Source organism: Maricaulis sp., assembly GCF_015665295.1.
GTDB lineage: Bacteria > Pseudomonadota > Alphaproteobacteria > Caulobacterales > Maricaulaceae > Maricaulis.
On sequence record NZ_JADFAJ010000012.1, the window covers coordinates 83,673 to 96,397 of the forward strand.

Genomic DNA, 12,725 nt, shown 5'->3' on the forward strand with positions numbered 1-12,725 from the left:
TCGCACGCTCCTATCGGTCCGGCTCAAAAATGCCGCGTGACACGAAGGGTGACCGCATCATCCCTCCGGACACTGGCCAGGGCATCGGCCGGATCAATGTTGACGGTGAACCGCCCCTCGACTTCGACAACTATATGGGAACCGAAACGGCGTTCTGCTTCGATCAGGACTGCGCTTGAGCCGTTTTCGACGTCGATAACGGCGCCTCCGAGCACGGATGTGTCCCGCATGTCATTGAAAGCAAGGCGCCCTCCCAGGAAAACATCATTGTCGAAGGCGGTGGGCGGCGCGACGGCCGGATCACTGTCCCGGCCGTCGGAATGGTATTCGGCCAGCACCCCGAAATCGGCGCCGGACGCGGTGACGCCGTAGAAGGTGTATTCCAGGCCGCCGGTGAAGGCCGCAAACGTGTCGCCCTGGCCTTCGCGGACGATGGCCTCGCCCTTCCACAGCCAGGCGCCGCGTGTCAGCTGGATGTCGGCGGAGACCTGCGAGATGATGGCATAGAGCGGGCGCAAAGTCTGGCCGTCGGCCGAGGGCACAAAGCCGGGTTCGCGGCTGGTCCCGTGAAAGGCGGCGAGGCCGATATCCCAGTCGCCGATATAGTGGCTCCAGCGGGCGGCCAGATCGACATGGCGTTCTTCATCGTCGTTTTCGTAGATCGGGGCATCGGTATCGACGACCAGCGGGGCGCGAAGACGGCCCTCGCGACCCGGGAAGGTACGCTCGCGAAAGCCCGGCAGGATGTAGGCTTCCAGCCGGCCCCAATCGGTCTGGCGGGTCAGGCGGATGGCCGGCTGGCCCAGCTTGTCCTCGCCATCGCTGTCCTCGACGCTGTCGGTCTGGTTGATGATGTCGACGAGGTGACGCGATTCCGTGGTGCCCCAGAACACCTTGATCAGCCCGGCCTCCAGTGTGAAGGCGTCGCCGACATGGCGATAGAACCCCTCCCGCAGATCAGCATGGCTGCGCTCATCATCAACCGCATCGAGACGCAGGCGCGGGACCAGGACAAGCTGGTGCCGGCGGTCGCCGCTGCGCCAGCGTAACTCGCCTTCGAAAATGATCGAGCTCTGCGGCCCGTCCTCCTGGCCGTCAAACGCCGGGTCTTCGGTGAAGAGCCGGGCTTCCAGACCGACGGAGCCGCCGGTGTCCCAGCCCTGGGACAGGGCGCTCGAGGCGCCGAATATCACGGCCGCCAGGACAAGCAGCGGCATGATCAGGGATTTCAGGGTACGCATCAGGGACCTCATGTTTGGCCTCTTGGTTGACAAGCCGCAGCGACGGCGCGGGCTGGGGGAGGCGCGCCGTCGCTGCAGCCGCTGACTCGGTGGCGACCGGACAGGGCGGCCACCGGATGGCTGGCGGTCAGTACTGGCGTTCCAGCACGCCGCGTTCGAAGTCATTTCCGGTCAGCCCGATGCCGAACTCGAACGTGCCATAGGTGAGCAGGGTTGATTTGCCGGTCTGGTGATTGGTCATGCTCAGGCGATGCGCCCGCCAGATCCCGTCGCCGTATTCGCGGTAATCGCCGAGATCGAGCGTCTTGAGGAGATCGCCGCGCCGGTCGAAGAACTCGATCCGCCGGATCTGATGGATCGACTGGTCGATATAGGAGACCTGCCGCGAATAGCCGGAATTCTCATAACGGGGGAAGCGCTCGACGACATCGGTCGGCAGGGTCTCGCCATCCACCGTGATGGCCTCGGTGGTCAGATAGTTGTGCTCATACTTGTTGAGTTCGACCGCGGTGAAATCCTCGAAGGCGAATTCCGAGCCGACGAAGGGCCCCGACTTGTTGGCCGAGGAAATCCGCCGCACCCGGGCCAGCGCCGGCAGGTAGAGCCACTGGTCGTCCGGCTCCAGGATATGGGCGTGGCTGAGCAGCGCGGTGCCTTGGACGTCGGCCGGGGTGTCGAACACCACCACGGACTTGTCACCGACCGTATTGTCCGCCCGCTCCAGCGTCTGGAAGCTGAGCTGACGCGTGGTCTCCTGACCGGCCGCATTGCGCAGCGTCATGGTCGCCTCGACCCGGCTGTCGCCGAAGCCATTGTCGGAATTGTCCGAGCGCATGGCGATCTCGTATCCGCGCCGCTCGCTGTCGCTGTCGACCCAGGCCGGCAATTCGGCGTCCTGGGCAAAGGCGGTCGGTACCGGACCGGCCAGGGCGAGCACGCTCGCCAGGGCCAGAAGGGATTTACTGGGCGGGTTGAAAGCTTTGGTCTTCATCACGGTTGTCTCCGGATCGGGTTTTCGGGGCGGCAAGCTTGTTCAGCTCGACGAGGAGGGCCGGCAGGAGCAGGAAATCGAGCACCAGGGCGAAGACGATCGCCAGGGCGGTCAGAAGTCCCATGTCGGCATTGAGCTTGAAGGTGGACAGGGCCAGCACGGCGAAGCCGGCGGCGAGGATGATGGTGTTGATCACGATCGCCATGCCAACCGTCTCGAAAGCGTAGCGGATGGCCCCGGCGGTATCGGCACCGCGCTCAACACGGGCCCGCCGGTACTTGGTCAGGAAGTGGACCGTGTCATCGACGACAATGCCAAGCGACACCGCGCCCACGGCGGCAACCGAGAAGCCGACCGTTCCCACCAGCAGGGCCCAGACGCCGAAGGTCGTCAGGATGGGCAATGTGTTGGGGATCAGGCTCAACGCACCCAGCCGCAGGGACCGCAGGGCCAGCACCATGACCAGGCCGATGGCCAGCACGGCGATGATATTGCCCGAGATCATCGAGTTCACATTGCGCTCGGCGACATAGGCGAACATCACCTGGGCGCCGGTGGCCGATGTGTGCATGTAGTCGGGCGTATTGCTCGCCAGCCAGGCTTCCGCCGCGTCGAGGAAGGCCTTGGTCTCCCCGGTCGTGACATTGTCCAGCGTGACGGTCAGGCGCGAGGCCGACTTGTCGATATTGATGCGGTCGTTGAGGTCGAGCCCATAGGGCAGGGAAAGCTCGTAGAGCAGCAGGTATTGCGCTGCCAGGCCGCGATCGTCCGGCAATGTGTAGAAGGCCGGATCATCGCCATGCAGGTTGCGATTGAGGCGCCGCATGATGTCGGTGACCGAATAGACATGGGTCACATTGCCCTGTGACCTGGCCCAGGCCGCGAAGTCGTCGAGATGCTGCAGGTATTCCGGTTCCGCGATCCCGCCAGCGCCGGCCGCCGGCACCGAGAACTCGATCGGATAGAGACCGAAGTCCTGCAGGGCCAGGTCGTTGTCGCGCCGGACTTCAAGCGAGGTGCCGAAATAATTCACCCACTGATCATTCAGATTGATGGTCGGGATGAGCGCGACCAGGGCTGCCGATCCCGCCACCGTGGCGATCAGGACCGGACGGCTGTTGCGGGTCACGAAGTCGGCCAGCTGGCCCATGCGGGCCGTGGCGTCCCGACCGTCCGACTTGCGCGGCGCAGCCTTCATCGGCAGCAGCGACACGATGGCCGGCAGGAAGGTGATGGACAGCAGCCAGGCTCCGGCGATCCCGATCGCCGTCATCGTGCCGAGATGGCCGAAGGGCGGCGAGTCCGACAGGTTCAGCGCCATGAAGCCGATGATCGTCGTCAGCGAGGTGATGGTGACGGCGAGGAAGTTGATCCGCACGGCGTCGATGATGGCATCGCGCTTGGCCAGCCCGTCGCGCATGCGCTGGCGCATCGACATCAGGATGTGGATCGAATCCGCGATGGCCAGTGTGAGGACAATGGTCGGGGCCGAGGCCGAGACCGGGGTCAGCCCGATCGCCATGAAGCCGGCCGAGCCCATCGCAACAATGGTCGAGAACAGGATCAGGAAGAGGGTCGCCAGCGTCCCGCTCCACGAGCGGATGGCGATCATCATGATGACCAGAAGGACGAGATACATGAGCGGAATGAGCTTCGCCATGTCGCCCATGCCGCTTTCCATGAAGGCATTGTTCATCATCGAGATGCCCGACAGCACGATGTCGATATCGGGATATTCCGCCTCGATCCGGTCGCGCAGGGCGCGCACGACGGCGACCGATTCCGGTACTTCCATGGAGTGAAGTTCCGGGTATTGCAGGACGATATTGATCGCCGTCACCGAACCGTCCGGCGTCACCAGCTGGTTGCGCAGGAGCGGTTCATTGAGGGCAATGGCCCGGCGCTCCAGAAGGTCGCCGCGGTCGAGCGAGCGGGCGTCGCGGACCAGGTCCTCGACGATCAGATCGTCGCCCTGCGCCCAGGTGTGTTGGAAATTGGTGATGGAATCGACGCGGATGGCGTAGGGAACCTGCCAGCCGGCCTCGGTGATCTCCTCGACCACGGCCAGCGTGTTGGCGGAAAACACATTGCCGTCTGCGGGACGCACCACGATCAGCACATTGTCGTTCTTGGTGTAGGTCGCCTGGAAGGTCTCGAAGGCGGCAAGTTCGGGGTTCTCGTCAGAGAAGAAGGCCCGGTAATTGGTGTCGAATGCGAGGTTCGGCATGCCGGTGGCAAAGCCGAAAGTGGCGACGAGGGTGGCGAGGATCACCAGCCAGCGCCAGCGGATCATGCGCTCGGCCAGGGCCGTTGCAAATTGATCCGTGCGGTTTCTGATTGCGCCCATGACGGGTCCTTTCGGGCATACGGATTGCGGCACCGGACGCGGTGGCTTCCGGCGGCGGTCGCGGCGATATCGCGCGCGGTTCAGGTGTCAGAGTGTCAGGTGTGGGTGCGTGTCAGCGCACACGGGCGCTCAGCGCCGGTCGGCCAATATCTTCATGGTGATCCCTCCTTGCGACCGCCGGACGGCAGGCCGCGCAATCAGTTGGGGCATCACGGGAGATTTCGCCAATCGATGCGGCGAATATCGTTCATTGGGGAAATGAATAACGGGTGGGGACAGGGTGGGGACAGGTAGAATTAACGCGTCTCGAAGGCGGCCTCAGGCGAGGCCAGCGCCACGCGTTAATTCAACCTGTCCCCTTTTGCGCTAACGCCCGTAGCGGCGCTTGGCCCAGAAGATCGCGCCGATGGTGATCATGTAGATGACCAGGCGCATGATCACGACCACGCCGCCGCGCTCGTCGAGGCGCGAGAAGGCGAAGTCGAAGGCGAAATCCGGCGGGATGCCGGTCGACCAGCGATAGAAGAAGGGGGCGCAGGCATCGATCAGGAAGGCGATCGAGGCGGCGGCCGGCCATTGTGGCCATTTGCGCATGATCAGGGCGGCGACCAGTGACAGGACGATGATCAGCCACCAGTCAAACGGCGTGAAGCCGGCGCTCAGGCGGTCTGCGAAACTGTCATACATGGTCGAGCCTCCCCACAGGTCGATCAGGCAGCCTGTTTGCCACGCGCAAGCGAGCCCGCCAAGGTCTGGATGTCCTTGGCGGCCTCGCATTGCGGAGCGCGCAGCGAGACGCAGGTCTGGGCGCGGATCGCGGCCGGGACGGTCGGGTCGCGACGGACAATGCCGGCCAGGGTCGGCGTGAAGCTGAGAAAGGCCTCGCAGGTCTTGCGGAAGGCGCCGAAAGCCTCGTTGGCGGCATTCATGCTGGGCGCATTATTGATCACCACGAGCGGCGAGGCGCCGTCATCATGCAGGCGCAGTGTCTTCACGAAGGCATAGGCGTCGGTCAGCGAGGTCGGCTCGTCATTGAGCACGATCACGACATCGTCGGCAGTGAGCGCGAGGCGGATGGTGGCCCGGTCGGCCCCGGCGGCGAGGTCGAGAATGGCGCGGTCATAGGACAGGGACAGGGCGGCGACACCGGTGGCCAGCTTGGTCAGGCCGGGGCCGGACAGATTGGCCAGCGCGCCAGAGCCCGAGCGGCCGGAAATGACATCGAAACCGCCGGACTGGCCGGCGCCGCCCATGGCGGGGCAGACCGCATCGGCAATCACCACACGGCCATTGATGACGCTGGAAATGTCGGAACTGGGCTGCAGGCCGAGCTGTACGTCGATATTGGCCATGCCGAGATCACCGTCGACGAGCAGGCAGCGTTCGCCCATTTGCGAAAAGGCGCGGGCCATGGCGATCGACAGCATGGTCTTGCCGACGCCGCCCTTGCCCGAGGCAATGGCGAGGATGCGACCGGCGGAGCGGTCCTGGGGTGCGGACGCGATCTTCATCAGTCTTCCTCCTCGAAGGGGGTGGAGCGGTCCTCGATCAGGACCCGGGCCATGCGCAGCGGCGTGGCCGGTGCCAGTCCGCCGCCGATGAAGGGGGTCGAGGAAATCTGGGCAAAGGCGAGACCGGTTTCGCCGACGCCGAGCATGGCGCCGAGGCGACGGGCACAGTCAAGCTTGACCGGAATGGAGCGGCTGGCGCCGATCGAGGCGAACAGCGAGGCGGCATCCTCGGCATCTTCCGGTGTCAGGCCGGCATCAAACACATAGATGATCTCGGCATTGGCGCTGTCGGCAAAGGCGAGCGTCATGTCGAGATCGTCGAGCTCGAACGGATTGACCGCCGGGCTGTCGATCAGGACGGGACCGTCAATCTCGTCGACCGCATCGATCATCTCGCGTGGATCATCGACGGCGAGGAAACCGGCGCCCATGCGGCGGGCCAGTTCCTGCAGCCGGTCATTGGCGCCGGCGCGCTCGCCATCGCAGGAGATCAGGGTCGGCACGGCGCCGGCGGTGATGGCGCGCGCCGCCGTCTTGGCCAGGGCTGAGGTCTTGCCGACGCCCGGCGTGCCGGCAAACAGGATGGCGTGTTCGGGAACGGCCGGCAGTGGCTGGAAGGTGTAGCGGCTCTCGATGGCGTGGGCGAGGCGGGCGACGGCCTGTCCGTCGGAGAGGTCATGGGCCGAGCGGATCAGCGCCTGGGCGGCCGAGCCGGGCGCGCGGTGGAAGCCAAGCGCCCGGATGACCCGGTCGAGCTCGTTGTCTTCGCGCAGGCCGCGTTCGATATCGGCCTCGCCGGCGAGCCGGATCGAGCGGTCGCGAACGCGTTCGGCCGGTTCGGTGACGCGGGCCATGTCGCTGGCCGCGCGCACCTGGACGCCGCCATTGGGACCATCGCTGGTGGCGATGATCACGGCGTCGGGTCCCATTTCACGACGGACATCGGCCATGGCCTGGGTCAGGGACGGGGCGGCGAAGGTTTTAAGATGCATGGGCTCGGATCATATCACAGGTCAAAATCGGTCGCTTAGCCGACATGGCCCATCGTCTGAAGGCGCGCGCTCGGGTGAATTTCATTTTGCGACATCACCACGGTCTGCGGGCGAAAACGCTCAACCAGAGAACGCACATACGGACGAATCAGCGGGCTTGTCAGCAGCACTGGTACATGACCCTGAGCTGATGCGGTTTCAAAAGAGTTTCGAATTGCGGCGACGAAGTCGTGCAGTTTCGACGGGGCCAGGGCGAGCTGGCGGCGGTCGCCATCGCCGACCAGGGCTTCCATGAAGGACTGCTCCCATTGCGGGCCCATGGCGAGCACCGGCAGGACGCCGTCATGCGCCTTGTTGGCGTGGCAAATCTGGCGCGCCAGACGGGTCCGGACATGTTCGACAATGGCGTCGAGATTCTGGGTCGTGGCCGAGGCTTCGGCCACCCCTTCCAGGATGGTCGGCAGGTCGCGGATCGAGATGCGTTCCCTGATCAGCGATTGCAGGACGCGCTGGATGCCGGCGCGGCTGATCTGGTTCGGCGTGATGTCGTCGACCAGGCCCTTGTGCTCCTTCGACAGCTTGGAGATCAGCTTCTCGACTTCGGCATAGGACAGCAGGTCGGCCATGTTGTCGCGCAGGAGTTCGGTCAGATGGGTAACCAGAACGGCGGCGGGCTCGACAATCGTGTAGCCACGGAAAGAGGCTTCCTCCCGCAGGCCTTCATCGATCCAGGTCGCCGGCAGGCCGAAGGTCGGCTCCTTGACATGCTTGCCTGGCATGTCGATCGGCATGCCGGACGGATCCATGACCAAGAGCTTGTGCAGTTCCAGCTCGCCGCGACCGGCTTCCAGTTCCTTGATGCGGATCGTGTACTCGTTATTGCCCAGCGACATGTTGTCGATGATGCGCACCGCCGGGGTGATGAAGCCCATTTCCTCGGCCAGCGAGCGGCGCAGGGCGCGGATCTGGTCGGTCAGCTTGCGGCCATCGACATCATTGATCAGCGGCAGCAGGCCATAGCCCAGTTCGATCTTCAGCTCGTCGATGGCGAGGCTGTCCTCGATTGGCGCTTCCTCGCTCGACTTGGATTCAACGGCTTCGGCTTCCTGCTCCGCCTTGGCATCGATTTCGGCCTGGGCCGTACGCTCGGCGAGATCGCGGTTCATCCAGGCCAGGGCACCGGCCCCGGCCGACATCATGGCAAAGGGGATCAGCGGCATGCCGGGCAGAAGGCCGACCATCAGGGCGACAGCAGAGACCAGGCCGAGGCCTTGCGGGTTGGCCGTCAGCTGGCCGAACAGGGCCTTGTCGGCCTGGCCGTTGACGCCCGCCTTTGAGACCAGCAGGCCGGCACCGACCGAGATGATCAGGGCCGGGATCTGCGAGACCAGGCCGTCACCGATGGTCAGCGAGGAATAGGCCTGGGCGGCTTCCGCGAAGGGCATGCCGGACTGGACGACGCCGATGATGATGCCGCCGACCAGGTTGATGGCGGTGATCATCAGGCCGGCCATGGCATCGCCGCGGACGAATTTGGAGGCACCATCCATGGCGCCGAAGAAATTGCTCTCGCCTTCCAGCTCGGTGCGGCGCTTGCGGGCCTCGTCCTCGGTGATCAGGCCGGCCGACAGGTCGGCGTCGATCGCCATCTGCTTGCCGGGCATGGCGTCGAGGGTGAAACGCGCGGCGACTTCCGCGATCCGGCCGGAACCCTTGGTGATGACGACGAAGTTCACGATCACCAGGATGGCAAAGACAATGATGCCGATAACGACATTGCCCTGCATGACGAAGGAGCCGAAGGCCTCGATGACCTCGCCGGCCGCGTCGGTGCCTTCATGGCCCTTGGACAGGATCAGGCGGGTCGAGGCGATATTGAGGCCGAGGCGCAGGAGTGTGGTGATCAGCAGCAGGGCCGGGAAGGCCGAGAATTCCAGCGGCTTCTTGATGAAAAGCGCGGTCATCAGGACCAGCACCGACATCGAGATCGAGATTGCCAGCGACATGTCCAGCAGGAAGCTGGGCATCGGCAGCATCAGCATCACGAGGATGGCAAGAATGCCGACCGCCAGTGCCACATCACCACGCAGCGCGCGGTTCAGGAAGGCACGGAGATCAAATCCACCGGTTGCGGGCGCGGCGGCTGGGGAGGCGGCTGTATCGACCACGTATCAGTCCAATCAGGCTACGGAGACACCCTGGGCGGGTTGGTTGGGCGCGGGGATATCCAGGCCCTGGTCCGAATAAAGCTTCAGCTTGTTGCGCAGTGTCCGGATCGAGATGCCGAGGATATTGGCGGCATGGGTCCGGTTGCCGAAGCAATGGTCGAGCGTGTTCAGGATCAGGTCCTGCTCGACCTCGGCCACGGTGCGACCGATCATGTCGGCCTGGACCGAGTGGGCTGCGTCAGCCGCCTGGCGCACGACATTGCTGCCGGAGCCGGTAAAGGCCGAGCCGTCGGGCATGCGGATCGCGTCCGGCGTGATCTCGCGACCGGTGGCCAGCAGCACCGCGCGGTGCATGGCGTTTTCCAGCTCGCGCACATTGCCGGCCCATTCGCGGGCCAGCAGTGAGGTGCGGGCCGCTTCGGAGATCGGGCGGACATCGACGGCATTGGCGGCCGAGTACTTCTTCACGAAATGCTCGGACAGGGCAACGATATCGGCCGGGCGCTCGCGCAGCGGCGGCAGGGCCAGGTTCACGACATTGAGGCGGAACAGCAGGTCTTCGCGGAAGCTGCCATCGGCCACGGCCTTGCGCAGGTCACGGTTCGAGGTCGCGAGGATGCGGATATTGACCTTGACCGGCCTGGTGCCACCGACCCGGTCGATCTCGCGCTCCTGGATGGCGCGCAGCAGCTTGGCTTGCAGGCGGACATCCATTTCCGAGATTTCATCCAGCAGCAGCGTGCCGCCATCGGCCTCTTCGAACTTGCCCACGCGGCGGGCAATTGCGCCGGTGAAAGCGCCCTTCTCGTGACCGAAGAGTTCGGATTCCAGCAGGTTTTCCGGGATGGCGGCGCAGTTGACCGAGATGAAGGGCGCCTGGGCGCGCTTCGACTTGGTGTGGACATAGCGCGCCATGACTTCCTTGCCGGAGCCACTTTCACCTGTGATCAGGACGGAGGCATCGGAGCCGGCGATGCGGTCGGCGAGGTGGATGACAGCCTGCATGGACGGGTCGCGGGCAATCATCGGGCGCTCGTCATCCGCGATCGCGGCCAGGACGGCAGCGATCAGGTCGGCATCCGGCGGCATCGGGATGAATTCCTTGGCGCCGGCGCGGATCGCGGCTGCGGCAGCCTCGGGACGGACATTGACGCCGCAGGCGACGACGGGAACCGATATCCGCTCGGCTTCGTTGGCCTCGATCAGGGACTGCACGTCCAGGTGCAGGTCGACCATGAGGAGGTCGGCGCCGCGCCCGGCCCGCAGGTGGGCCGTGGCTTGCTCGATCGTGTCGACGTGCGAGACTTTCGCGCCGCGGTCGATGGCGATCTTGGTGGCGGTATGAAGCTGCCCGCCTAGGCTGCCGACTATCAGAATTCGCATGATATGCTCCGTCCTCTCCGCTGGGCCTTAGCCCGCGTCCCCGTCCTTGATGATTTCCGTCATGGTCACGCCAAGCCGGTCATCCACAACCACGACCTCGCCGCGCGCGACGAGCCGGTTGTTTACATAGATGTCGATCGCTTCGCCGATCTTGCGGTCGAGTTCGACCACCGACCCGGAGGTCAGTTTCAGGAGCGAATTCACGTCGATATGCGCCTTGCCGAGCACGGCGGAGATGTTGACGGGAACGTCAAAGACCGGCGCCAGGTCGGCGGCGCTCTTTTCTTCCTCATCCATCATCTGCTGACCGCGTTGCCGGGCCTCGACGGGCACTTGCGTGCCGTCATCAGCCAGGTCGGGAAGGTCGAGATTGTCGTCAGCCATGTCAGGCCTCCTTATGCCGCGTTGATGCCGGCCGCATGGCCGCCATCCGCGTCAGATTGGGTTTCCTCGTCGCTTGGCGGCGAGGCCAGCCAGCGCGCGACGACATCATTCAGTCGGGTTTCGATTTCCTCGGCGCTGCGCTGAACGGCACCGGCACCCCATTCCAGGCGGACATCCGCGTTTTTCATCCCGGCATCGCCGCGCACCATGATGGCGCCGTCGAAACCGGCATCGCGGGCAGTCTTTTCCAGGCGCTCGGCGAGCCCCTCGACCAGTTCCGGACTGCAGCGCACCGACAGGCGCGGCTCGGAGCGCAGATCCTTGACCGCTTCCAGGGCGACTTGCTCGATCGTGTCGATCGGGAAGGCGGCCAGCGCCTCACCGGCAATCTTGCTGGCGGCCGCCATGGCGAGACCGGCGGCCTCCTGGCGCAGCGCGTCTGATTCATGGGCGAGGCGGGCGAGGATCAGCTGCATCTGCGAGGCGATGGCCTGCAGCGACTGGGCGCAACGCCCTTCCTCCATCTCGCGGCCTTCCTCGACGCCCCACATGCGGGCTGCATCGACATCATCCTGGGTGAAGAAACGCTTGTAGCTTTCGCCTTCACGAAGGATCTGGCCGTCATGGTCGAACTCTGTATCGAAATCGAATTTGACAGGATTCATTGTTCAACCTCCCTAGTAGATGAGTTCATCGTCGGCGCCGCCATCGGCCAGCATGATTTCGCCCTTGGCGGCGAGATCCTTGGCCATGGAGACAATCGATTGTTGCGCCTGGTCGACATCCTTGAGGCGGACCGGCCCCATCGACCCCATGTCTTCGCGCATGATCTTGGCAGCGCGTTCGGACATGTTGGAGAAGAAGAGGTCGCGCAGGCTGTCGGATGCGCCCTTCATGGCCAGCGCCATCTGCTCCTTGTCGATCGACCGCATCAGGGTCTGGATGCCACCCGGATCGAGCTTGGACAGGTCTTCGAAGACGAACATCAGGGACCGGATCTTCTCGGCGCTCTCGCGATTGCGTTCCTCGAGGGCGGCCAGGAAGCGGTTTTCGGTCTGGCGGTCGAAATTGTTGAAGATCGAGGCCATCATCTCGTGGCTGTCATGCTTGGAGGTGCGCGCCAGGTTCGACATGAATTCGGTGCGCAGCGTCTCCTCGATGCGATCGAGGATCTCGCGCTGTACCGGCTCCATGCGCAGCATGCGGGTAACGACCTCCAGGGCGAAATCTTCCGGCAGGGCGCCGAGCACCCGACTGGCATGTTCCGGCTTCACCTTGGACAGCACCACGGCAACGGTTTGCGGGTATTCATTCTTGAGATAATTGGCGAGGACAACCTCGTTCACATTGCCCAGCTTGTCCCACATGGTCCGGCCGGCGGGGCCGCGCAGCTCTTCCATGATGGACTCGACCTTCTCGCCCGGCAGGAAGGAGGTCAAAAGGCGCTGGGTCGCTTCGAACGAGCCCATCAGCGAACCGGTCGATGACATCTGGCCGACAAAGTCGACGATCAGTTTTTCCACCGCGCTCGACGTCACCGTGCCCAGATTGGACATGGCCTGGGAAACCTCGCGGATCTCCTCCTCGTCGAGATGCTGCCACATGCTCTCACCCTCATCGCCCAGGGCGAGGAGCATGACCGCGGCCTTTTCGGGGCCGTTCAGACGGGTCGGATCTTCGATGGCGCGTTTATCAGCCATGACAGGGC

At 64.4% G+C, this 12,725-nt stretch carries 11 protein-coding genes; all 11 read right to left on the minus strand.

Features of this window, described 5'->3' with window-relative positions; genetic code table 11:
- Positions 1 to 23: 23 nt before the first annotated feature.
- Positions 24 to 1,241 (minus strand): hypothetical protein, encoded by a 1,218-nt coding sequence (locus QZZ02_RS06165; protein ID WP_291843067.1) that lies wholly within the window; start codon positions 1,239 to 1,241, stop codon positions 24 to 26.
- Between the two features lie 127 nt (positions 1,242 to 1,368).
- The gene (locus QZZ02_RS06170) at positions 1,369 to 2,232 is read right to left on the minus strand and encodes an outer membrane lipoprotein-sorting protein (RefSeq protein WP_291843070.1); all 864 of its coding nucleotides are present in this window, start codon (positions 2,230 to 2,232) and stop codon (positions 1,369 to 1,371) included.
- Positions 2,201 to 4,579, minus strand: a complete 2,379-nt coding sequence (locus QZZ02_RS06175; RefSeq protein ID WP_291843071.1) for an MMPL family transporter — start codon at positions 4,577 to 4,579, stop codon at positions 2,201 to 2,203. The genes QZZ02_RS06170 and QZZ02_RS06175 overlap by 32 nt, the downstream gene beginning before the upstream one ends.
- Before the next feature lie 366 nt (positions 4,580 to 4,945).
- Entirely contained in the window at positions 4,946 to 5,266 is a 321-nt protein-coding gene (locus QZZ02_RS06180; protein ID WP_291843073.1) for a hypothetical protein, read from the minus strand.
- Between the two features lie 23 nt (positions 5,267 to 5,289).
- Entirely contained in the window at positions 5,290 to 6,090 is an 801-nt protein-coding gene (locus QZZ02_RS06185; RefSeq protein ID WP_291843075.1) for an AAA family ATPase, read from the minus strand.
- A complete protein-coding gene (locus tag QZZ02_RS06190; protein ID WP_291843078.1) occupies positions 6,090 to 7,082 on the minus strand; it encodes a flagellar biosynthesis-like protein (FlhF) in 993 nt (330 codons plus the stop codon). The genes QZZ02_RS06185 and QZZ02_RS06190 overlap by 1 nt, the downstream gene beginning before the upstream one ends.
- 35 nt (positions 7,083 to 7,117) lie before the next feature.
- On the minus strand, positions 7,118 to 9,250 hold the full coding sequence (gene flhA / locus QZZ02_RS06195) for a flagellar biosynthesis protein FlhA (protein WP_291843080.1): 2,133 nt from the start codon (positions 9,248 to 9,250) through the stop codon (positions 7,118 to 7,120).
- A 12-nt stretch (positions 9,251 to 9,262) separates the two neighbouring features.
- Positions 9,263 to 10,633: a sigma-54 dependent transcriptional regulator gene (locus QZZ02_RS06200; RefSeq protein WP_291843082.1), complete on the minus strand. Its 1,371-nt coding sequence runs from the start codon at positions 10,631 to 10,633 to the stop codon at positions 9,263 to 9,265.
- 27 nt (positions 10,634 to 10,660) lie between these two features.
- Positions 10,661 to 10,933: a flagellar motor switch protein FliN gene (fliN, locus tag QZZ02_RS06205; protein ID WP_366511510.1), complete on the minus strand. Its 273-nt coding sequence runs from the start codon at positions 10,931 to 10,933 to the stop codon at positions 10,661 to 10,663.
- A gap of 95 nt (positions 10,934 to 11,028) precedes the next feature.
- Positions 11,029 to 11,682 carry a FliH/SctL family protein gene (locus QZZ02_RS06210; protein ID WP_291843085.1) on the minus strand — a complete coding sequence of 218 codons (654 nt, stop codon included), beginning with the start codon at positions 11,680 to 11,682 and terminating at the stop codon, positions 11,029 to 11,031.
- 12 nt (positions 11,683 to 11,694) lie between these two features.
- Positions 11,695 to 12,717 carry a flagellar motor switch protein FliG gene (gene fliG / locus QZZ02_RS06215; RefSeq protein WP_291843087.1) on the minus strand — a complete coding sequence of 341 codons (1,023 nt, stop codon included), beginning with the start codon at positions 12,715 to 12,717 and terminating at the stop codon, positions 11,695 to 11,697.
- Positions 12,718 to 12,725: the final 8 nt, after the last annotated feature.